Raw genomic sequence first — 20,616 nt, 5'->3', positions numbered from 1 at the left:
AGCTAGTAAGAACCCTGAAAGATGATCAGGTTGATAGGTCAGAGGTGGAAGCGTGGTAACATGTGGAGCTGACTGATACTAATCGTTCGAGGACTTAACCAATTTTTAAAGGCAAACTCGTTTTACCACTTCTTCTGAAATTATCTAGTTTTGAGGGAATGATATACCTCAAAAAAATAGTCTGGCAGCAATGGCGAGAAGGTCACACCCGTTCCCATACCGAACACGGAAGTTAAGCTTCTCAGCGCCGATGGTAGTTGGGACTTTGTCCCTGTGAGAGTAGGACGTTGCCAGGCAAACAAAAAGACAGCCTGAAATTTGGGTTGTCTTTTTTAACATAGAAATTGGTCATTTTTTATTCATAAAAGACAATTCTGGGGATTTAGCTTTAAAGTGTATTTTTATATAGATTAAATCAAATACTATATCTGATATTCCTGTAATATCAAGTTTCAGAGTATCCTATCCTAACTATTGAGGTGATTCGTTGTGAGTTATCAAAATAATTTGGATCCACAGTCTCGTAAGTTTTTCCATAATTGGGCACGTCCTAAGTATGTTAGTTCTCAAGTAAATGGGCAGACAATGAGATCTCAACATAACACAATATTGAGATCGAACGCAAAGGCACATAGGTGGTAAAGGGTACGTCTGAATAGAGAGAAAGAAGGCGAAAGTGGTCTTCTTTCTCTTTTTCTTTTGTTCCTCACATCAACATAAACGCCACTAAATTGTTACCAATAAGAAAAATACCATAATTTAGTACAATCATATTAATATATCACAAACATTCATTTTTTATATTTTCTAGAATGTCTCCTATAATATTTATGTAAAACGAAAGAAAGCGTTTTAATTTTTATAAAAAATAAAAAGTTCTGAAATATTGAAATAATATACTAGACTAATAAAGAAAAAAGTACTACAATAGCATTAGTTAATTTGTTTAGGCAGTAAACAATTATCGTGGGGTCTATAAAAGATACTATATTTCGATTGTAAGTATCAGAAAATTCAATTAAAGGGGGAAACACCATGAAAAAGAAATTAGCGAGTGTGTTTATGGCTTCTACCATCTTTGCTGGAGTGTTAGCAGGATGTGCAGGAGGAGCGAAAGAAAGTTCAGGGGGCGGCAATTCAGATTCTATTAAATTAGGAGTGAATTTAGAGCTATCAGGTAATGTTGCGTCATATGGTGAATCAATGGCGAAAGGGATTGAGATGGCTGTTGAAGAAATCAATAAAAATGGCGGAATCGATGGTAAAACCTTTGATATCGTTAAGGTAGATAATAAATCTGATGCAGCAGAGGCAACAAACGGCATTATTAGGTTAACAAGCCAAGACAAGGTAACAGCTGTTATTGGAGCAGCAACGAGTGGTAACACTGTTGCACAAGCTCAGATCGCAAACGATACTAAAACGGTTTTAATTGCTCCAGGAGGAACCAGCCCAACTGTTACAGTAGATGATAAAGGAAAAGTAAGGCCATTCGTTTTCCGTACATCTTTCATTGATCCTTTCCAAGGTACAGTGGCTGCAAACTTTGCCTCAAATACGTTAAAAGTTAAAGATGCAGCAATTTTTGCTGATAACTCAAGTGATTATGCAAAAGGTTTATCGGATGCATTCAAGGAGACGTTTGAAGCTGCAGGTGGTAAAGTGGTTGCCGAAGAAGCATATGTAGCAAAAGATACCGACTTCCGTGCAACATTAACTCGCATTAAAGCAAAAAACCCTTCATTCATTTTTATCCCAGGATATTATGAAGAAGTTGGATTAATTGTAAAGCAAGCTCGTGAATTGGGAATTGATGTACCATTAGTGGGAGCTGACGGCTGGGATTCTCCTAAGTTGGTTGATTTAGCAGGAGCAGAAGCTTTGAATAATACTTACCTAATCAACCATTACTCATCTGAAGATCCAGATGAAAAGGTTCAAAACTTTGTAACTGCGTTTAAAGATAAGAACAAAGGTGAAGCACCTAATGCGTTCAATGCACTTGGGTATGACACGGTTTACTTCTTAGCGGATGCCGTTAAGCGTGCCAGAAGCACTGATTCTAGTAAGATTCAGGAAGAACTAGCGAAAACAAAAGATTTAAGCCTAATTACAGGAGTAGTAACCATTGATGAAAATCATCATCCAATTAAAACAGCTACCATTCTAGAATATAAAGATGGTAAACAAGTATTTAATACAAAAGTAAATCCTTAAAAAATACTAGTTAAGTAGAATGGAAGGATACTCCTTCCATTTTACTTTTTTAAAGAATTATTTCTGGAATAAAAAGGAGTGAAAACGATGGAGTGGTTACAACAATTGATAAACGGAATTTCACTCGGCAGCATTTATGCCTTAATCGCATTAGGCTATACCATGGTTTATGGAATCATAAAATTAATAAACTTTGCTCATGGTGATGTTTTTATGGTTGGTGCGTTCGTCGGGTTTTATGCGATTAAGGGATGGGGGCTGGGCTTCTTTCCGGCATTATTATTCTCAATGGCGTTTTGTGCGGTGTTTGGAGTATTAATCGAAAGAATTGCTTATAAACGTCTTCGAAATGCGACTAGAATTGCTGCCTTAATTACGGCTATTGGAATGTCGCTGCTAATTGAATATGGTGTGATTTATGTCCGAGGAGCCCAACCTGAGGCCTACCCTGACAATGTATTACCGAGTACAACATTTAACTTGTTTGGTGCACAAATCAATAGTCAGTCCCTTTTTATCCTGGCTGTTTCTCTTGGACTTATGATTATTTTACAAATTATTGTTCATCGTACAAAGGTCGGTAAAGCAATGCGAGCAGTATCTCATGACATCGATGCAGCGAGATTAATGGGTATTAATGTAGACAGAACCATTTCCTATACATTTGCAATTGGTTCTGCTCTAGCAGGGGCAGCAGGCGTCATTTTTGGTGTCTATTATACAAAAATCGAACCGCTAATGGGAATTATCCCTGGATTAAAGGCGTTTGTTGCGGCGGTACTAGGTGGAATCGGAATTATTCCAGGAGCCATGGTCGGCGGTCTTATCTTAGGGGTTGTTGAATCGATTGTTAGTGCCTTAGGATTCTCGTTATGGAGAGACGCAGCAGCGTTTATCATTTTAATCCTTATCCTAATATTTAGGCCAACAGGCATCTTTGGTAAAAATACAAGAGAGAAAGTGTAGGTGGGATAGACAGATGAAAAAAGTAACTAAATTCTGGCTATTTCTCATTTTAGCAGGTGTTATATATGGAATCGGCCAAGCCTTAATTCAAACAGGTGTATTAAATGCTTTTTATAGCAATATGTTGACCTTAATGATCATTAACATTATTTTAGCTGTAAGTCTTCACTTGGTAATTGGAATCACCGGACAATTTTCAATTGGACATGCTGGTTTCCTTGCTGTGGGGGCATATGTTTCAGCGATTATAACAATGAAATTTGAACTGCCTTTCGTGTTAGCAATCATCATTGGAGGAATTGTGGCAGCGTTAGCAGGGCTTCTTGTTGGTATACCTACTTTAAGACTGCGAGGAGATTATCTTGCTATTGCAACACTTGGATTTGGTGAGATTATTAGAATTGTATTCTTAAATATTGAGTATGTTGGCGGCGCTGCCGGAATGATGGTTTCTAATATGACGACCTGGACAAGCGCATTTGTATGTCTTGTCATCACGATTCTAGTAATATCGAATTTTACCAACTCACGGCATGGAAGAGCATGTATAGCGATTCGGGAAAATGAAATAGCGGCCGATGCAATGGGAATAAACACAACATATTACAAAGTTGCTGCTTTCGCCATTGGTTCCTTCTTTGCAGGTATCGCCGGCGGTTTGTTCTCTCATAATTTTTATATTATCCAGCCTACTAACTTTGGTTTCTTAAAATCATTTGATATCTTAATTTTCGTTGTGTTAGGCGGACTTGGCAGTTTATCTGGTTCCGTGATTTCTGCAATCCTTTTAACCATTATATCAACGTATTTGCAGCAATACCCAGAGACTCGAATGATTATTTATAGTGTGGTATTAGTGGTAGTCATGCTTTACCGTCCTCAAGGATTAATGGGTACACGTGAGATTACAGATTTCTTTGGTAAAAAGAAAAGTGCGAAAGGAGGAATTTAACAATGGGAGCTTTACTGCAGGTTAAAAATGCAGGGATTCAGTTTGGCGGCTTAAAGGCGGTTTCAGGCTTTAATATGGAACTTAATCAGGGTGAATTGGTCGGTCTAATTGGTCCGAATGGAGCAGGAAAAACAACAAGCTTCAATTTGTTAACCGGTGTATATGTACCGACAGAGGGTGACATTCTGTTCGATGGAAAAAGGTTAAATGGGCTTGCTCCATACCAAGTAACACGAAATGGAATTAGCCGTACGTTTCAAAATATCCGCCTTTTCAGCGAATTATCTGTATTAGATAATGTAAAGGTTGCCTATCATTCTTTAGCGAAGCATTCCATTTTAAGTTCCATCTTTCGCCTGCCCTCGCATTTCTCAGAGGAAAAGGTAATGGAGGAAAAATCACTAGAGTTTTTAAAGATTTTTCAATTGGATCGTTATAAAGATGAAAAAGCAAAGAATTTACCTTATGGTCAGCAACGTAGATTGGAAATTGCCAGGGCATTGGCAGCGGGTCCAAAGTTATTGCTCCTTGATGAGCCTGCAGCGGGGATGAACCCACAGGAAACACATGAGCTAATGGAATTAATCGCATTCATCCGAAATCAGTTTGATTTAACGATTCTCCTCATTGAACATGATATGGCATTGGTTATGGGGATTTGTGAAAGAATTTATGTGTTGGACCATGGACAATTGATTGCGGAGGGGACACCTGATGTGATTCGTAATCATCCAAAAGTAATTGAAGCCTACCTTGGAGAGGAGGTACCGAATGCCCATGCTTAACGTGAGTGGAATAGATGTTTACTATGGGAATATTCAAGCTCTTAAGGGCGTTTCTTTGGAAATCAGTGAGGGAGAAATTGTGACCCTGATTGGGGCGAATGGTGCTGGAAAAAGTACTCTTCTTAAGACATTATCCGGGCTTCTTAAACCAAAATCTGGGAGCATTGAGTATTTAGGCAATTCGATTTTAGGCAAGGCTCCACAGTCTATTGTGAAAGTTGGTATCTCTCATGTACCTGAGGGACGCCGTGTGTTTGCCAATATGAGTGTAGAGGAAAACCTAGAACTAGGTGCTTATTTAAGAAAAGATAGCGCGGGAATCCGCAAAGATATTCAAAGTGTTTACGAGCTATTTCCGAGATTGCAGGAGCGCCGAAAGCAGTTATCGGGAACACTTTCTGGAGGAGAACAGCAAATGCTGGCGATGGGAAGAGCGATTATGGCGAAGCCTAAGCTGCTGTTGCTGGATGAGCCTTCAATGGGATTGGCTCCGTTAATGGTTAAAACAATTTTTCAAATCATAGAGAAAATCAACCAAGATGGAACGACTATCTTGCTGGTGGAACAAAATGCAAATATGGCATTATCCGTAGCGGACCGTGCCTATGTAATCGAAACAGGCAGGGTAGTAATCTCAGGAACAGCGGCAGAGTTACAAGCAAGTGAAGAAATCAAAAAAGCTTACCTTGGTGGACTGTAACAAATTTTCTACAAAAAAACAGATAATACTGTAACTCAAAACTCCTTTTAATCGACTATTAAGGTAATTCGATTAAAAGGAGTTTTCATTTTATGTCATTTAAAAAAATTATGATGGTCGTATTAGTAGCTGGACTATTAAGCGCTTGTGGTACAGGAAGTAATACAAATGGGAATGGTGAGGGTGTAAAAAAAGAAAATCCAACAGAGTCCCCAAAACAAAATGAAATTGTTGCTAGATTTCATCCTTCGATTGAAATAAAAGAAGAAAGCAATTCCGTCATCATCAATTACAGAGTCAAAAATGTATCCGGGGAATCTCAAAAACTTTCATTACCAAGCGGGTTACAGGCCGATTTCATTATTTATGATGAAGGAGGAAAAATGGTCAAACAATATTCTGAAGAAGTCATGGCAACACAGGCGTTAGTTGAAGTTACGATAGAAAATAATGAAGAAATTCAAAACAGCTTTACCCTTACTGACCTATATAATGGCCGTTATAAAATTGAGGTTTTTTTAACATCAAAGGAAGAGCAGGCAAAGGTTGTAACAGATATCATTGTTGAACAATCCTTATTTACGAAAGCATCAGGTGTGCTTGTTGGACAAATCGATCCCCATACAATAGAAGTGGATATGAAAGGAGAAAAGGTAGCATTCCAATTAACGGAAGAAGCTATTGGTCAATTACCATCTTTAAAAGAAGATAGTGAAATTTCATTTGTTTATACAGAAAATGAAATACAAAAGACCATTGAACGATTTTTGCTAGAATAAGAATCGAAAAAAGTGCACTCAGCGAGTGCACTTTCATTTTATTATACGACCAATTAGGCAGCTTTCCAGCCGGTAACGTCATCTTCAAGTGGCAGATTATTTGCTCGTGCCTTTTTAGCAGCTCGGAAGAATAACCCAATAAGTACTGCTGCACCAATAAAGCCGCCAATCCAAGAGATTGACATCGATAATCCGAAACCGATAGGTGCATTTAAGATATAAGTTATAACCATTACTAACATGAAGGAACCTGGTACTAGGGCAACATAGTAATTTTTCCTAGCAATATACAAGTACATGGCACCGACAAAGAGTGCGATAACGGCTGTAGCTTGGTTGGCCCAGCTGAAGTATCTCCATAAAAGATTAAAGTCGATTTGTGTAAGGACTGCTGAAATCACGAATAATGGTACTGCAATCCATAAGCGGCTTGAAAATTTCTTTTGTGCGACGTTAATGTATTCTGCAATAATCATACGCGCACTACGGAAAGCTGTATCCCCAGAAGTAATCGGCAGCACTACTACTCCAAGAACTGCAAGTGTTCCACCAATCGCTCCAAGTAGAGCAGTTGAGGCTTGACTGACAACCGCACCAGGACCGCCTGCGGCTAAAATATCATTCAACCCATTATAGCCATTGAATAAGCTCATTCCCGCAGCTGCCCAAATCATGGCAATGACACCTTCAGTGATCATCATGCCATAGAAAATTTTACGGCCTTGTTTTTCATTTTGAGTAGTACGTGAGATAATCGGTGTTTGTGTTGCATGGAACCCAGAGAGTGCGCCACATGAAATCGTGAAAAATAACAATGGCAGAATCGGTGCATTAGCAGGGTGGAAATTCGTTAAAGATAATTCAGGAATCGGTGCACCTGTTACGATCATCCCAATTCCCACACCTAATGCACTGATTAATAGCAATGCACCAAAGTACGGATATAAGCGACCAATGACTTTATCAACTGGAAGGAGGGTAGCAGCAATATAATAAATGAAAATGGCGCCAATTATTAATCCTATTGCTATTTTCCCATCCGTTAATACATGAAGAAGGCTTGCAGGTGTAGAAACAAATACCGTACCAACTAATAGGAGAAGCAGGACAGCAAAAGCATTTACTACGTGCTTCATCACTTTTCCTAAAAACTTACTTGCAAGCTCCGGTAAATGTGCACCACGGTTACGGATAGAAATCATTCCTGTTAAATAATCATGGACAGCTCCTGCAAAAATACAACCAATGACAATCCAGATAAAGGCAACAGGACCGTAAAGAGCTCCCATAATTGGGCCGAAAACTGGACCCGTTCCAGCAATGTTTAATAACTGTATTAAGGAATTCTTAGGTGTACTCATTGGTACATAGTCAACGCCGTCGTTATTCACATAGGCGGGCGTTGCTCGATCTTCCTTCACACCAAACATTTTTTCAATAAATTTACCATAAGTGAAATAACCAATAATTAAGAGTGCAATCCCTGCTAAAAAAGTATACAAATTCCTTATCCCCCTTTTTTAAAATGAATACGTTTTCATTTATAAGTTTAAAAGAGTTAGAGGATGAATAGAGCGATTTTAGATTAAAAGGTAGAAAAATAAGAATATCATGCTCGTCAGATGTATTAAGATGCACAAAGATTATGAAAAGTTAAAACATTTTTTTGTTTAAATTTCTAAACGGGACCTTAATGCTTTGACATAATTCCTGCTAACCGACAGCAATTCTTTTCTTCCTTCAATTTCCAACTGATAGGCACCGTTAAACCATGGTGACAGCCTGTTAACAACCTCCAGATTTACAAGAAAGCTTTTATGAATTCTAAAAAATCCATAGCTTAAAAGTCTGCTTTCCAAATCCTTAAGCGGTGTTTTGGTTTCAAATTCACTACTCCTTGTAATGAGTTTAGTTACTTTGTCGTCTCTTACTATATAGAGGATTTCTTTTGGTTCTAGATAAATAATTTCACCTTCAACTTCGACGGCGAGCTTTCCTCGAGGTTTTCCTAAATCCTGTTCGGTAGGAGTAGTAAACTTTTTCTCAATACGATGAATGGTTTCCTGTAATTGCACTTCATCATAGGGCTTTAAAAGATAATCAATCGCGTCATAGCGGAAAGCTTCAGCTGCAAATTGCGGATAGGCGGTAGCAAAGACAACCAATGGAGCTTTTTTAAGTTCCATTAGTGCTTTCGCTGCTTTCATACCATTCATTTTAGGCATTTCTACGTCCAAAAAAACCACATCAGGCTGAAGTTGAATTGCACTTATGATGGCGGATTCCCCTGATTCAGCTTCACCTACAACTTTAATTGTTGGGAACGAACCTAATAAATGTTTTAATTCATCTCGGCTATAGGGTTCGTCATCAACAATTAATGTTCGAATAAAAGTTTCCATTTAACTTACCTCCGTACAGGGGACGGAAAAGCCAATTTCCGTTCCTTTATGTAGCTCACTATTAATTTGAAGTCCTGCATGGTCACCATACATGATGGTCAGCCGTCGATTAACATTGTATAGTGCTAGACCGCTTCCTGTTTCAGAATTAATGGGACTTTTACAGATTTGACTTGTGCGTTCTTTATTCATTCCAATCCCGTTATCCTCAACTTTTACATGCGTTGCTAGATATTGTTTATGAATAGTAATCTTTACGATACCGTTCCTTTCCGTATCCTTCATGCCATGTTTGATCGCATTCTCTACGATGGGCTGAAGGGTAAGAGGGGGGATTGTCTCTAAAAGAGCATTCTCTTCAATATCATAAACTATTTGCAATTTATCTTTGAATCTAGCTTCTTCTATTGCTAAATAGGCTTTGACATGGTTTAATTCTTGTCCTAATGTAGTCATTCTTTGGGTTGTGACAGATAAATTCTGGCGCAAGAAATGGGACAAAGAAAGTAATAACTTACGTGCCTTAGCCGGGTCAACTCGGACAAGTGAAAGGATGGTATTAAGTGTATTAAATAGAAAATGAGGGCTAATTTGCGCCTGAAGTGCTTTAATCTCTGCTTCCTTTGCCAGTTGATAAGACTTGTCAGCATCAGCAAGTTCAAGTTGGTTACTTAATAGGGAGCTAAGCCCTGATATCAGCTCCATATTAACGGGTGTTATTTCTTTTTCAGAAGCGAAATAAAACTTTAAAGTTCCAATTGTTTCTCCTCGTTGTTTCAATGGTGAGATAACGGCTGCACCGAGAGGGCAGCTCTTTACACGGCAGTGAATAGATTGCTGATCTGCCACAACCATTTCACCTTTGTCGATAGCCTCCATTGTAATTTCAGTTTGGATGGGACTTTCAGAACGATGATGATCATGACCAAGTCCAACATGTGCTAATATTTCTGACAAATTTGTCATCGCTACCGCTCTTGTATTCATTTCATTATGGAGAATATGGCAGACAATTTTAGCAGAATTCGTGGTAAGCCCATTTCTTAGATAAGAAAGTGTTTTTTCAGCGATTCTCAATGTCTTTTGTGCCTGCAGGGCACCAGCCTTTTCTTCTTCACTTATGACGCTCTTTATAATAAGCAGAAAGAGTGCACAGCCTAATCCATTTGCTAAAATCATAGGTACTCCAATCATTTCAACCAAAGTCCATGACTTCTCGAATGGGCGGGCAAGAAGAAGAATGACCGCCATTTGCAATGTTTCTGCTAGAGCACCAATGAAAAACGCGGACCTTAGTTTTACCAGTTTATTTTTCCGATAAAATGTCCCCGCAAGAACACCAGCGATTATAGTTGCAAGCCCACAGGCTAATCCTGTGAATCCACCTAAAGTAAAACGGTGAAACCCTGCAATTAATCCTGCACCTAGCCCGACTTTATAGCCTCCGAGGAGCCCGGCTAATACAACACCAATCACCCGCGAGTTGGCAATCGCCTCATCGGCACTCAAATCGGAAGTCCAGCGATTGATTTCAAGATTGTCGGTGCTGAGCGTTAAACCAGAATAGGTTCCAATAATCCCAAAGAAACCAAAGAAAACAATTGCAGTCAACTGCTGCTTACGGTTTAATTTTTCCTGATAAATCATATCTCGAAAGAATGGAAATCTCGTTAAAATAAAGGCAATCATCACGAGAATTCCTAACCGTTCCACCATGGTAACCAACAAAGTCAACATGTCAATACCCCTTTATGAGTTTAGTCATCACCCAGTCTTATTCCTTTTTATTATACCAGTATTAGAAATATTCGGAATAGTATTTTGGTTTTACCGGAAGTTAGGACTTCATTAAAATTCCTTATTTTCTTACATTAATATTATCGAAATAAGGAAACTAAAGGTATCAAATGTTTTATGAGCTAATCCATTTAAATCGATTGTACAGATTATAATAGGCTGAGTTTCGTTGAATTTATTTATTTTTGCGAAAGAATATTCATTTAATTCGAAAAATGGTAAACTAGTAAAATATATTTGGTGGAAGGTGAGGCTGAGGAAATGATAAAAGCCATTTTTTTCGATTTAGATGATACACTGCTTTGGGATCAAAAGAGTATTAAGGAAGCATTTGTTGCGACATGTAAAGTAGCAGAAGACCGGTATGGTGTAGATGCAATTGAATTGGAAGATGCTGTTCGTGAGGCTGCAAGGAAATTATATTCCTCCTATGAGACTTATTCATTTACACAAATGATTGGAATTAATCCGTTTGAAGGGTTATGGGGGAATTTCTTAGATGACCACGATGATTTTAGAAAAATGAAAGAAATTGTTCCTAGTTACCGTTCAGAAGCCTGGACAGAGGGACTGAAGGCATTGGGAGTGAATGACCCAGCCTTTGGACACGAATTGGCTGAAAGGTTTCCACAAGAGCGTCAGAGCCTGCCGTTTGTGTACGAAGAGACGTTTACGATCCTAGATTCGTTAAAAGGACAATATCAGCTTCTATTGTTAACCAATGGTTCCCCTGATTTACAGCATACGAAACTATCCATTACACCAGAGCTTGTTCCTTATTTCGACCAAATTGTCATTTCAGGAGCTTATGGAAAAGGAAAGCCAGATCCATCTATATTTGAGCATGCGTTGTCATTGATGTCAGTAGAAAAAGATGAAGTCCTGATGGTGGGGGATAATTTAATGACTGATATTCTTGGTGCAAATAGAGTCGGGATAAAGTCTGTTTGGATTAACCGCCACGATAAAGAGAGAAATGAAGTCATACCAACCTATGAAATTCAGCACTTAGAAGAGCTTTTTCCACTTTTAGATGTGTTGAATAGGAAATAGGATTAATAAAAGGCTGTTCAAAAGTCTACTTGACTTTTTGGAAAGCCTTTATTCTTTTATTTATTGCATAAATAAATTCCTCCTATATTGGAAATATTATGCTTGAAGATATTAGGAGGAAATTTTATGGATAAAACCCCTGAAACTATCAAATTAACGGCATCGGAATTATCCTATCTTTGGACAAGTTATCTTGCGGATAGTATGTCAGTCTGTATATTGAAGTTTTTTCTAGTACATATCGATGACAATGAGATTAAGGCACTTATTACTTATGCACTTGAATTATCTCAAAAACATGTGGAGTTTATTCGGGAAACATTTATTAAGGAACAAATTCAGATTCCACAGGGGTTTACCGAACAGGATGTTAATTTATTCACTAAACGGTTATTCTCAGATGTTTTTTACCTCAGGTATATTCGGAACATGTCTAAAGGTGGGTTGGTTACCTATGGAAGAGTATTGCAGAATATTTATCGTATGGATATCCGTTCTTTTTACTCTGAATGTTTAACAGATACCCTTGAATTAGATACAAAAGCAACGTCAATCTTATTAGAAAAAGGGTTAGCGATGCGCCCTCCTGTAATTCCTTATCCACAAAAATTAGAGTTTGTCCATAAACAATCCTTTATCTTAGAAGGATTAGGAAGAAGGGAAGCACTCACAGGAACAGAGGTTACGAATCTTTATACAAATGTTCTGACAAATCACTTAGGCGCAGCGATTACAACGGCTTTTAGTCAGGTAGCTAAATCCAAAAAAGTTCGAAAATATCTTTTAAGAGGAAAAGATGTTTCGCTCAAGCATATTAAAGTCTTAAGCAGTTATTTAGAAATGAACTCACTTTCTATTCCGAGTTCCTTTGAACAGGAAGTTACAGATTCAATCGAATCCCCTTTTTCTGACAAATTAATGATGTTTCATTTTAGTTTGATGATTTATGCTGGAGTAGGGAATTATGGAATTGCAATCTCAGAAAGTCAAAGGACGGATTTGGTTGTGGATTATTCACGATTCAATATGGAGGTCCTGAAATTATCTGAGGACGGGGCAAATCTTATGATTGAGAACCAATGGTTAGAGCAGCCACCATTATCGGCAAATCGTAGAGATTTAGCAAAGAGTTAAATAAGTTTACTCAAATAAAAGAAGGCAAGCCACAATGGCTTGCCTTCTTTATCTATAATTATCCGCGTCTACCGCCTCTGCCGCCACGTTTTGTTTCTGTGTTGCGTTTTAGACTGGATAAATTTTCTTCACTAGCTTTTAAGAATTTAGCCATTTTATCTTCAAAGTTCTCTTTTGGCTTGAAATTGCTGCCTTTTGAACGGAAGTCTTTGGATTGTCTATTATCTCTACCTTGGCGTTGTGGACGCTGGGAATAAGAAGAAGTTTGCCCTTCTGGCTTATCAATAGCTTTTTTAATAGACAAGGCAGTTTTTCCGTCTTTCTCACTAATTACCTTAACTTCAACCAGATCTCCTACTTTAAGATGATCATTAACGTCTTTAACATAGCTATCAGCTACTTCACTGATGTGCACAAGGCCAGTTGTGCCTCCTGGTAATTCTACGAACGCTCCAAAATTAGTAATACCCGTTACTTTACCTTGTACTTTGCTGCCTACTTCGATCGACAAAAAGAGTTCCCCCTAAATAATGTTTTCAACACTTAATTATACAGTGTTAATTAGATAATTTCAACCTGTTATCTACCTATTCAATTTTTATGTTTGTATGTATTATGTTTAGCGTTATGACCCTGCTTATGCACATGGAAAAATCGCTATTTCGGTTTTGTCATTCGAATCCTAAAGATGAAAACATGCCTATTTGAATTTTTTGAAAAATAAATATGAAAAAGGTCCAACGATAGGGTGAACTTCCTATCAATGGACCTTTTTATTAATAATCGGTGACAATTCTATTTCGATCAAGGAAAGCTTCAATAACTTCACTAACTTGATAAGAAACTTGTGGAGAATCATAGTTTTCAAAGACATGTTCACATTGATTTTTATAGTCCATGATTTCATCATAATGTGCCAAATGTCTTTGGATATCTTCTTCTTTGTCATTTCGTGCCTTATGTCTCTCGATAACGGTATCACGGTCCGAATAGATGAAAAGGCGCATAACCTTATCCCCATACATATCTTTTAATTTTTCGGTGCCTTCAGGATTTAACGTTAAATAGACAAGATTATGATCTTCAAACGCTTTGACGATATCTTCTTCACGAATTCCATAATGAATTCCATCGATATCCACACTCTCAAGAAATTCTTGGTTATCCTTCATCTTGTTGAAGGCTTCATCTGTTACAAAATGGTAGTCTACACCATCTTGTTCATAATGACGAGGAGCACGAGTCGTGTAAGAAAGGACGGTTTCCATATCAAATGCGGTCGCAACCATCTTGGCAATGGTCTTTCTTCCAGATCCATCGGGTCCAGTGTAAATGAAAAGTTTTTCTTTATCCTTAATTTTATACATAGATTACCTCCTGATAGAAAATATAGTTTAATTAAAAAAAGAGATCCACAGATGTATAAAATTGCTGTTAAGTGAGTGATCTATACTATCCTTAAAGCAGGATATTACCATTATAACAGATTTTTCACTATATTTTTGACTTTTCTGTTATTAATAGGGAGAAAAGTGACAAACAGCATCTATAATTACTGTACCCGTTCTCTTAAGTCTTGTAAAGTTGTTGTGGAACAGAGTTTTGAAATTAAAATTCGAAATGACTGGTTTTTCAAGTATAATGAACCTATTCAGATTTTGCATATGATAATTCTTTCAGAGAAATCCTATATAGAAGTTGGATAATACAAAAAAATGAGGTTACAGCATGAGTGAAAAAAAGTTTGAGAATTATCAGTTAAGCGAGGAAATAAGAAGGGCGCTGACGGTGTTAAAATACGATAATCCCACCGAAGTACAAATAGAAGTGATACCAAAAGCATTAGAAAATCAAGATTTGGTTGTAAAATCACAAACAGGAAGTGGTAAGACAGCTTCCTTTGCAATTCCCATTTGCGAGATGATGGAATGGGAAGAAAGAAAGCCACAGACTTTAATCCTTACTCCTACTCGTGAGCTTGCTGTCCAGGTTCGTGATGATGTTACGAATATTGGCCGGTTTAAGCGAATTAAAGCAATGGCGGTCTTTGGAAAAGAACCATTCTCAAAACAAAAGGAAGAATTGAAACAAAAAACGCATGTAGTCGTAGGAACACCCGGACGTACGATGGACCATATTGAAAGGGGAACGCTTGAATTAGATAAAATCAAATATCTAATTATCGATGAAGCGGACGAAATGTTAAATATGGGCTTTATTGACGAAGTGGAATCCATCATAAAAGAGCTCCCAGAGGACCGAGTAACGATGGTATTTTCAGCAACTTTACCGAAGGATGTTGAAACCCTTTGTCATCGATATATGAAGAGTCCTGTCCATATTGAGATTGCAGCTACGGGTGTCACAACCAATACGATTGAACATGCTGTCATTGAAGTAAAGGATGAAGATAAAGTTTCACTTTTGAAGGATTTAACAGTGGTTGAAAATCCAGATAGCTGTATCATATTTTGCCGAACAAAAGAAAATGTGGAAAATGTCTATACAGAGTTGGAAAAGGCTAATTATTCTTGTGAAAGATTGCATGGCGGGCTTGAACAAGAGGATCGATTTGGTGTAATGGATGGTTTTAAAATGGGGAATTTTCGCTATCTTGTGGCAACTGATGTCGCCGCTAGGGGAATCGATATTGATAATGTGACGTTAATTATTAACTACGATGTTCCAATGGAAAAAGAGAGTTATGTTCATCGGACAGGAAGAACAGGAAGAGCCGGTAACAAAGGAAAAGCGATTACCTTCGCAACACCATATGAAGATAAATTTGTTAAAGCAATTGAACGATATATTGGTTTTGAAATCCCTAAGCTGGAAGGTCCCACTCAGGACGAAGTTAGTAGTGTAAAAGCAGCATTTGAAGAAAAACTTAGCGGCCGAAGAGTTGTCAGGAATAATAAAACTGCTCGAATTAACAAGGATATTACCAAGCTCCATTTCAGTGGCGGGAAGAAGAAAAAGCTTCGCGCAGTAGACTTTGTTGGGACAATCTCTAATATTCCGGGTGTAACTGCAGAGGATATTGGGATTATCACCATCCAGGACAACCTAACCTATGTTGACATCCTTAATGGAAAAGGCTCAGTAGTGCTCCAAGCAATGGAACAGACAACCGTCAAAGGAAAGAAACTGAAAGTGAGTAAGGCTTTAAAATGATTTAATTAATTCAGGACGATTAAATATACAATAATCGTCCTTATTTTTATAATAAAGAAGGAGTTACAATAATGAAGTATTTTAAAACACAAATGAAACAGTTAGTGAAAGAAAATAAAGAATTGCAGATACACTTAAAAGAGTTAATCAATGAACATGATCTTGAAAAGAACTTTGCACTTAAGGCATTGTATCATTCAGAAGTAGCAGATGGAGGTAGGTACCAGACAGCTTATCAAGCACTTGATGCGCCGAAAGAGTAAGTTTATTTAGAAGAGGGGAAAAACATGGAGATAAGAAATATTTTATTTGTCAGCCCAATGTATAAAGAACTTCAAGTATTAATAGAAAAGGAAGCTCCAGGAAAGTCCTTTCGTTTTATCCCTGAAGAAAAGCTGACCCAGGCTGATCTAAGCTGGGCAGATGCGCTTGTTTCTTTTAATCTAAAAGCTGACTATGATTACAGCTCAGTGAAATGGGTTCATTCGCTAGGTGCAGGGGTTGACCGTTTCTTATATAAGAAGGAATGGAATGATGAGATTCTATTAACCAGAACAATTTGTTCATTTGGACAGAGAATTGCTGAATATTGTTTAACTTACATATTAAAGGATTTACAATTTCACGATACCTTCCTAGAGCAGCAGCAGCAAAAAATGTGGGAGCAGATAACGCCTAAATTGATAGGAAATCAAAAAGTTCTAGTGTATGGAACCGGCGAAATCGGTCAAGTGATTGCAAAAGTTTTTTCTGGGTTAGGGGTAGACGTCTATGGTGTTTCATTAAGCGGGAGGGAAAAAGAATATTATACAGAAGTTTTGAAGATGGATTCTCATTTTTCTTGCTTAAATGAAATGAATTATGTGATCAATACTTTGCCGTTAACGGATCAAACAGAAAAATTATTTAATGGCGCTATCTTTCGTCAACTATCGAATGCAGGATTTATAAATGTAGGTAGAGGGGCTTCGGTAAATGAGGAGGATTTACTGCAGGCATTGAGGGACAACCAAGTTAGCTTTGCCGTACTTGATGTATTTGCAACAGAACCACTTCCAGAAAGTAATCCATTATGGAGTCATCCAAGGGTTAAAATTACACCACATATCTCTGCCGTTACAACAGCAAAAGAAGGGGCAGCATGCTTTCTTGAAACACTAAGAAATATCGACGAAGACAAGCTTTTGACCAATAAAGTTGATACAAAAAAAGGTTATTAATATTTGAGTATCAAGGAAACAAGGCAAAACCCTAATTAAAGGGTTTTTTTCTTTAGTATGGTAACGCTTTAAAAAAAGTTGGGAAATGTTCACATATATAGATGAAAAAATGAGGTAAAATGAACTTGTATCATTTCATGTGAATAGATTCACAAATGATAGTTTTTCACAAATAACAGAGGTGAACCACCATGGGAGAACTTTCAATAAGTGGCCTGCTTATAAGATTTTTTTTAGGAGGAGCAGCTGTCGTTGTTTCAACACTTGTTGCTAGGAATTTAGGTGAAAAAGCTGGAGGTATCTTTGCAGCTTTTCCAGCCGTGTATTTAGCGGCTTTATTGACAGTAGGTTTAGATTTCAGTGGAAATGAATTAGTAGCCCATTCCATTTTATTATCAAAGGGAGCCATTGTCGGCATGGGAATTAATATTCTTGTTGCGATTCTTGCTGGGTATCTCTTGCCCAGACAAGGCTGGAAACGAGGACTTTTACAGGCTATGGGATTTTGGTTAATTGTATCAATGGCGGTTGTAATGATTACAACTTACTCGTGAGAAAGGGTGCTACTTATGTATAAAGATTTACTGATTCGCTTTATTCTCGGCGGGGCAGCCGTAATGATAAGTTATTTGATAACGGTTATGTCGCCATGGAAAATTCTTGCTGGAATTTTTGCAGCATTTCCTGCGGTGATGATTACAGCCGTGTTAATGGTAGGTATTGCTTCTGGTTCAAAGAAGGCAGCTAAGATTGCAAATGGGTCGGTTTTTGGAATGATTGGCGGTGTTGTCTGCGTGGCAACAGTTTGGACTGTATTGCAAGTCAGCGGAAATTGGGCATTAAGTATTGTACTTGGTCTTGTGTTCTGGTTGGGAAGTTCCATTATTGTGTCAACCTTAAGAGATATAATTAAAACTAACAGGAATAATAGCGTGAGGGTTAATATTCTAGCTGATATTCTTGTAAAACATAAATAATGTAAAAGCAAGACGGCTCTAGGCCGTCTTGCTGATTGTTACGTATTGTATGAATCAATTAAATGGCTTATTCCTCAGTTTCTGCTGTACCGTCTTCATTTTGTTCTGTTTCTTCTGTTTCGGTATCATCATTTCCAGTATCGCTACATCCAGTAGCAACTCCAAGTAACATAAAAACTGACATCAAAGCAACTAACCAAGTTTTGTAACTTTTCATCTTAAAATTCCTCCTCGAATGCTTGCAATTTGTACTACAGGATTATCATACAAGCTTTGGAAAAGAAATATATTAGATTTTCCATTTCTTAACAATCATTAACAACTTCTTTAAATTACGTCAAACTAAATGAATTAAATTTTACAAATCATTAATAAATTGAAAAAATTTAAGAATTGCTATTTTGTTTGTTACATAAACAAAATAATGATTGACCATGCACCTATAATTTGTTACTCTATACTTAACTTTTATTCTTATTGAGAAACTTATTAAACTAAACTAATTGTTGATTATACATTTATGATATATTGATAAAATAATATATTACTAGAAGGTGGGTATACATGAACTTACAAGCAGATGTTTGTATCGTTGGCGGCGGACCTTCAGGGGCATTACTCGGACATTTATTAGCTGAAAACGGGGTATCTACCATTATTATTGAACGATCTGCTGGAGTTAATCGTCAATTCAGAGGCGAGCATATAAATGCTGAAACAGAGGCAATCCTAAAAGAACATAAATTATTTGAGAGAATAGAGGAGCTAGGTATTCTTAAAATGAAAAAAGTAGAATACTTCGCAGGTAGAAAAATAGTAAATAGTATTTCACCCGGAAACCATGAGGATCATGTAGGAATTCATGTGCCTCAAGGACATTTATTAACGGCTATCATCGAAAAGTCAGAAGAAAATAATCATTTTCAACTATTATTTAACACCACTGTTAAAGAACTACTTCAAGATGAACAAGGTTTCTATACAGGTGTAAAAGCAACACTCAATGGGGAAGAAATTCACATTTCAAGCAAGGTTACGATAGGTGCAGATGGCCGGTACTCATCAGTTAGGAAGCTGGCTAAAATCCCAACAATTGAAATGACCCATGGATATGATGTTCTGTGGGCAAAGATTCCGGCTCCAGAAGGCTGGGAACCGACAACAAGAATGGTTTTGGTAAACGGACATCAGTTGGCATTGTTTTCACAGACGGGAGGACTCATCCAAATCGGCTGGAATATTGCGGAAGGGTCATTTCCTACCTTGAGAAAAGGCTCATTACAGCCATTTCTTGAGCCATTGATTGAAAGCTTCCCAGAATTAGAACAGAGTGTCAACGAGCACCTTCAATCATGGAACAACTTTGTCTGTCTAAAGGTGCAAAGCTCTCGTTGTGAAACATGGGTAGAGGACGGATTAATCCTCATCGGTGATGCTGCACATACCATGACACCAACCGGTGCAATCGGAATTAATTGTGGGATGAAGGACGCTCATATCTTAGCACCAATCCTAACCAAAGCAATTTTAGAAAATAAAATTCAATCAGAGCACCTCAAAATATTCGAAATGAACAGAAGAAACGAAATCAAAACACAACAAATCATGCAAGTAAAACAAGAAACAACCTTAGCGGAGAAATTCGCATAGGTGACAGGCACCAAATATACAATAAACCGCTTTTATGCAGCGGTTTTTGTATATTTGGTGCTTTTTTGTTTGTGATGTATTAGTAGGATTGGTTTGGATGGGAAATTATATGTTTATCGATTATGAAGGGATTAATGATATGAATTTGAAGTTTCAGCTTACGCGTGCCTTTATTATTAGCCTGGTATCGCTCGTGGCTTTTGGTTTAGTGGCCATTCTTATTAGGGCGGATATGATTGTTGATTTTGATCTTAGCTTTATTAGAGCCGTTCAATCCCAAGAGTCTCCCTTCCTCACTAGGGTCATGGAGTTTTTTACCGTGGTGGGATCAACACAGGTAGTAGTCGTATTATGTTTATTGATTATCTTCTTTCTCTATAAGGTGCTGCACCATCGAAAAGAATTGATATTCTTTATTGCTGTCGTTGCAGGGTCACCTTTACTTAACTTACTACTCAAAGAAATCTTCCAAAGAGCGCGTCCTGATTTACATCGTCTAATTGAAATTGGTGGATATAGCTTTCCAAGTGGGCATGCCATGAATGCTTTCACGGTGTATGGTATTTTTACCTTTCTCCTTTGGCGACACATATTTAATCGAGCTGGTCGGAGCCTTTTATTGCTATTTAGCGCCTTCGTCGTTTTTATGATAGGGGTAAGTAGAATATATTTAGGTGTCCATTACCCAAGCGATGTAATAGGCGGGTATTTTGCCAGTGGCTTCTGGTTGGCTACATCGATTTGGTTCTTTCAATGGTATATGGAAAGACAACCGCATCTGGCTAGTAGAATGCTAAAAAGATCATGAAA

At 37.7% G+C, this 20,616-nt stretch carries 22 protein-coding genes and 2 rRNA genes; 18 read left to right on the top strand and 6 right to left on the bottom strand.

The genetic code is table 11. The annotated features are described in order from the left end of the window. The 9 genes from M3189_RS25235 to M3189_RS25195 form a co-directional block, all read left to right on the top strand. Positions 1 to 102 (top strand): 23S ribosomal RNA (locus tag M3189_RS25235); the annotation flags it as partial. 78 nt (positions 103 to 180) lie between these two features. After that, a 5S ribosomal RNA gene (gene rrf / locus M3189_RS25230) occupies positions 181 to 296 on the top strand. Positions 297 to 489: 193 nt separating this feature from the next. Further along, positions 490 to 642, top strand: coding sequence for a YpzG family protein (locus M3189_RS25225; protein ID WP_251639333.1), 153 nt, complete (start codon positions 490 to 492; stop codon positions 640 to 642). A gap of 393 nt (positions 643 to 1,035) precedes the next feature. Further along, positions 1,036 to 2,217: an ABC transporter substrate-binding protein gene (locus M3189_RS25220; RefSeq protein ID WP_251639331.1), complete on the top strand. Its 1,182-nt coding sequence runs from the start codon at positions 1,036 to 1,038 to the stop codon at positions 2,215 to 2,217. 87 nt (positions 2,218 to 2,304) lie between these two features. Beyond that, positions 2,305 to 3,183 carry a branched-chain amino acid ABC transporter permease gene (locus M3189_RS25215; RefSeq protein WP_251639329.1) on the top strand — a complete coding sequence of 293 codons (879 nt, stop codon included), beginning with the start codon at positions 2,305 to 2,307 and terminating at the stop codon, positions 3,181 to 3,183. A gap of 13 nt (positions 3,184 to 3,196) precedes the next feature. Then, positions 3,197 to 4,135: a branched-chain amino acid ABC transporter permease gene (locus M3189_RS25210; RefSeq protein WP_251639327.1), complete on the top strand. Its 939-nt coding sequence runs from the start codon at positions 3,197 to 3,199 to the stop codon at positions 4,133 to 4,135. A gap of 2 nt (positions 4,136 to 4,137) precedes the next feature. After that, complete coding sequence (locus tag M3189_RS25205; RefSeq protein ID WP_251639325.1) at positions 4,138 to 4,920, top strand: ABC transporter ATP-binding protein; 783 nt, start codon at positions 4,138 to 4,140, stop codon at positions 4,918 to 4,920. Further along, positions 4,913 to 5,620 carry an ABC transporter ATP-binding protein gene (locus tag M3189_RS25200; RefSeq protein WP_251639344.1) on the top strand — a complete coding sequence of 236 codons (708 nt, stop codon included), beginning with the start codon at positions 4,913 to 4,915 and terminating at the stop codon, positions 5,618 to 5,620. Before M3189_RS25205 ends, M3189_RS25200 begins: the two co-directional genes overlap by 8 nt. Before the next feature lie 92 nt (positions 5,621 to 5,712). Then, positions 5,713 to 6,399 (top strand): BsuPI-related putative proteinase inhibitor, encoded by a 687-nt coding sequence (locus M3189_RS25195; protein ID WP_251639323.1) that lies wholly within the window; start codon positions 5,713 to 5,715, stop codon positions 6,397 to 6,399. Between the two features lie 53 nt (positions 6,400 to 6,452). On the opposite strand, the gene M3189_RS25190 is transcribed toward M3189_RS25195, so the two are convergent. The 3 genes from M3189_RS25190 to M3189_RS25180 form a co-directional block, all read right to left on the bottom strand. Beyond that, on the bottom strand, positions 6,453 to 7,901 hold the full coding sequence (locus tag M3189_RS25190) for a carbon starvation CstA family protein (RefSeq protein ID WP_251639308.1): 1,449 nt from the start codon (positions 7,899 to 7,901) through the stop codon (positions 6,453 to 6,455). A gap of 168 nt (positions 7,902 to 8,069) precedes the next feature. Continuing rightward, the gene (locus M3189_RS25185) at positions 8,070 to 8,801 is read right to left on the bottom strand and encodes a LytR/AlgR family response regulator transcription factor (RefSeq protein ID WP_251639306.1); all 732 of its coding nucleotides are present in this window, start codon (positions 8,799 to 8,801) and stop codon (positions 8,070 to 8,072) included. Next, entirely contained in the window at positions 8,802 to 10,538 is a 1,737-nt protein-coding gene (locus M3189_RS25180) for a sensor histidine kinase (RefSeq protein WP_251639304.1), read from the bottom strand. It abuts the gene before it with no gap. Between the two features lie 321 nt (positions 10,539 to 10,859). Between M3189_RS25180 and M3189_RS25175 the strand changes: the two genes are divergently transcribed. After that, positions 10,860 to 11,651, top strand: coding sequence for an HAD family hydrolase (locus M3189_RS25175; RefSeq protein WP_251639303.1), 792 nt, complete (start codon positions 10,860 to 10,862; stop codon positions 11,649 to 11,651). Between the two features lie 126 nt (positions 11,652 to 11,777). Next, entirely contained in the window at positions 11,778 to 12,785 is a 1,008-nt protein-coding gene (locus M3189_RS25170; RefSeq protein WP_251639301.1) for a DUF3231 family protein, read from the top strand. Between the two features lie 58 nt (positions 12,786 to 12,843). Here the strand turns inward: M3189_RS25170 and M3189_RS25165 are convergent, their stop codons facing one another. Continuing rightward, entirely contained in the window at positions 12,844 to 13,296 is a 453-nt protein-coding gene (locus M3189_RS25165; RefSeq protein ID WP_251639299.1) for a S1 domain-containing RNA-binding protein, read from the bottom strand. A 265-nt stretch (positions 13,297 to 13,561) separates the two neighbouring features. Then, on the bottom strand, positions 13,562 to 14,152 hold the full coding sequence (locus M3189_RS25160; protein ID WP_251639297.1) for a guanylate kinase: 591 nt from the start codon (positions 14,150 to 14,152) through the stop codon (positions 13,562 to 13,564). A gap of 361 nt (positions 14,153 to 14,513) precedes the next feature. Between M3189_RS25160 and M3189_RS25155 the strand changes: the two genes are divergently transcribed. The 5 genes from M3189_RS25155 to M3189_RS25135 all read left to right on the top strand — a co-directional run bounded on the left by M3189_RS25155 (position 14,514) and on the right by M3189_RS25135 (position 18,156). Continuing rightward, positions 14,514 to 15,959, top strand: coding sequence for a DEAD/DEAH box helicase (locus tag M3189_RS25155; RefSeq protein ID WP_251639295.1), 1,446 nt, complete (start codon positions 14,514 to 14,516; stop codon positions 15,957 to 15,959). 71 nt (positions 15,960 to 16,030) lie between these two features. Further along, on the top strand, positions 16,031 to 16,222 hold the full coding sequence (locus M3189_RS25150) for a hypothetical protein (RefSeq protein WP_251639285.1): 192 nt from the start codon (positions 16,031 to 16,033) through the stop codon (positions 16,220 to 16,222). 24 nt (positions 16,223 to 16,246) lie between these two features. Continuing rightward, positions 16,247 to 17,179 carry a D-2-hydroxyacid dehydrogenase gene (locus M3189_RS25145; protein WP_251639283.1) on the top strand — a complete coding sequence of 311 codons (933 nt, stop codon included), beginning with the start codon at positions 16,247 to 16,249 and terminating at the stop codon, positions 17,177 to 17,179. A 191-nt stretch (positions 17,180 to 17,370) separates the two neighbouring features. Beyond that, positions 17,371 to 17,733, top strand: a complete 363-nt coding sequence (locus M3189_RS25140; protein WP_251639279.1) for a DUF3147 family protein — start codon at positions 17,371 to 17,373, stop codon at positions 17,731 to 17,733. 15 nt (positions 17,734 to 17,748) lie between these two features. Further along, positions 17,749 to 18,156 (top strand): DUF3147 family protein, encoded by a 408-nt coding sequence (locus tag M3189_RS25135; RefSeq protein ID WP_251639277.1) that lies wholly within the window; start codon positions 17,749 to 17,751, stop codon positions 18,154 to 18,156. Positions 18,157 to 18,223: 67 nt separating this feature from the next. Here the strand turns inward: M3189_RS25135 and M3189_RS25130 are convergent, their stop codons facing one another. Beyond that, the gene (locus M3189_RS25130) at positions 18,224 to 18,373 is read right to left on the bottom strand and encodes a hypothetical protein (protein WP_251639275.1); all 150 of its coding nucleotides are present in this window, start codon (positions 18,371 to 18,373) and stop codon (positions 18,224 to 18,226) included. Between the two features lie 347 nt (positions 18,374 to 18,720). Here M3189_RS25130 and M3189_RS25125 point away from each other — a divergent pair, with 347 nt between their 5' ends. Continuing rightward, complete coding sequence (locus tag M3189_RS25125) at positions 18,721 to 19,806, top strand: FAD-dependent monooxygenase (RefSeq protein WP_251639273.1); 1,086 nt, start codon at positions 18,721 to 18,723, stop codon at positions 19,804 to 19,806. 34 nt (positions 19,807 to 19,840) lie between these two features. After that, the gene (locus tag M3189_RS25120; protein WP_251639272.1) at positions 19,841 to 20,614 is read left to right on the top strand and encodes a phosphatase PAP2 family protein; all 774 of its coding nucleotides are present in this window, start codon (positions 19,841 to 19,843) and stop codon (positions 20,612 to 20,614) included. The last annotated feature ends 2 nt before the right edge of the window (positions 20,615 to 20,616 follow it).

The organism is Neobacillus niacini (assembly GCF_023715415.1).
In the GTDB taxonomy this organism is placed as follows: domain Bacteria; phylum Bacillota; class Bacilli; order Bacillales; family Cytobacillaceae; genus Neobacillus; species Neobacillus niacini_C.
Note: the sequence above shows the minus strand (reverse complement) of the source record. Positions and strands in the feature narration are given on the sequence as shown.

What these genes read in the sequence shown, in the direction of transcription:
- M3189_RS25220 (WP_251639331.1), top strand. Translation starts at nt 1,036, where the DNA reads ATGAAAAAGAAATTAGCGAGTGTGTTTATGGCTTCTACCATCTTTGCT.
- M3189_RS25215 (WP_251639329.1), top strand. Translation starts at nt 2,305, where the DNA reads ATGGAGTGGTTACAACAATTGATAAACGGAATTTCACTCGGCAGCATT.
- M3189_RS25210 (WP_251639327.1), top strand. Translation starts at nt 3,197, where the DNA reads ATGAAAAAAGTAACTAAATTCTGGCTATTTCTCATTTTAGCAGGTGTT.
- M3189_RS25205 (WP_251639325.1), top strand. Translation starts at nt 4,138, where the DNA reads ATGGGAGCTTTACTGCAGGTTAAAAATGCAGGGATTCAGTTTGGCGGC.
- M3189_RS25200 (WP_251639344.1), top strand. Translation starts at nt 4,913, where the DNA reads ATGCTTAACGTGAGTGGAATAGATGTTTACTATGGGAATATTCAAGCT.
- M3189_RS25195 (WP_251639323.1), top strand. Translation starts at nt 5,713, where the DNA reads ATGTCATTTAAAAAAATTATGATGGTCGTATTAGTAGCTGGACTATTA.
- M3189_RS25185 (WP_251639306.1), bottom strand. Translation starts at nt 8,801, where the DNA reads ATGGAAACTTTTATTCGAACATTAATTGTTGATGACGAACCCTATAGC.
- M3189_RS25180 (WP_251639304.1), bottom strand. Translation starts at nt 10,538, where the DNA reads ATGTTGACTTTGTTGGTTACCATGGTGGAACGGTTAGGAATTCTCGTG.
- M3189_RS25175 (WP_251639303.1), top strand. Translation starts at nt 10,860, where the DNA reads ATGATAAAAGCCATTTTTTTCGATTTAGATGATACACTGCTTTGGGAT.
- M3189_RS25170 (WP_251639301.1), top strand. Translation starts at nt 11,778, where the DNA reads ATGGATAAAACCCCTGAAACTATCAAATTAACGGCATCGGAATTATCC.
- M3189_RS25160 (WP_251639297.1), bottom strand. Translation starts at nt 14,152, where the DNA reads ATGTATAAAATTAAGGATAAAGAAAAACTTTTCATTTACACTGGACCC.
- M3189_RS25155 (WP_251639295.1), top strand. Translation starts at nt 14,514, where the DNA reads ATGAGTGAAAAAAAGTTTGAGAATTATCAGTTAAGCGAGGAAATAAGA.
- M3189_RS25150 (WP_251639285.1), top strand. Translation starts at nt 16,031, where the DNA reads ATGAAGTATTTTAAAACACAAATGAAACAGTTAGTGAAAGAAAATAAA.
- M3189_RS25145 (WP_251639283.1), top strand. Translation starts at nt 16,247, where the DNA reads ATGGAGATAAGAAATATTTTATTTGTCAGCCCAATGTATAAAGAACTT.
- M3189_RS25140 (WP_251639279.1), top strand. Translation starts at nt 17,371, where the DNA reads ATGGGAGAACTTTCAATAAGTGGCCTGCTTATAAGATTTTTTTTAGGA.
- M3189_RS25135 (WP_251639277.1), top strand. Translation starts at nt 17,749, where the DNA reads ATGTATAAAGATTTACTGATTCGCTTTATTCTCGGCGGGGCAGCCGTA.
- M3189_RS25130 (WP_251639275.1), bottom strand. Translation starts at nt 18,373, where the DNA reads ATGAAAAGTTACAAAACTTGGTTAGTTGCTTTGATGTCAGTTTTTATG.
- M3189_RS25125 (WP_251639273.1), top strand. Translation starts at nt 18,721, where the DNA reads ATGAACTTACAAGCAGATGTTTGTATCGTTGGCGGCGGACCTTCAGGG.
- M3189_RS25120 (WP_251639272.1), top strand. Translation starts at nt 19,841, where the DNA reads ATGCAGCGGTTTTTGTATATTTGGTGCTTTTTTGTTTGTGATGTATTA.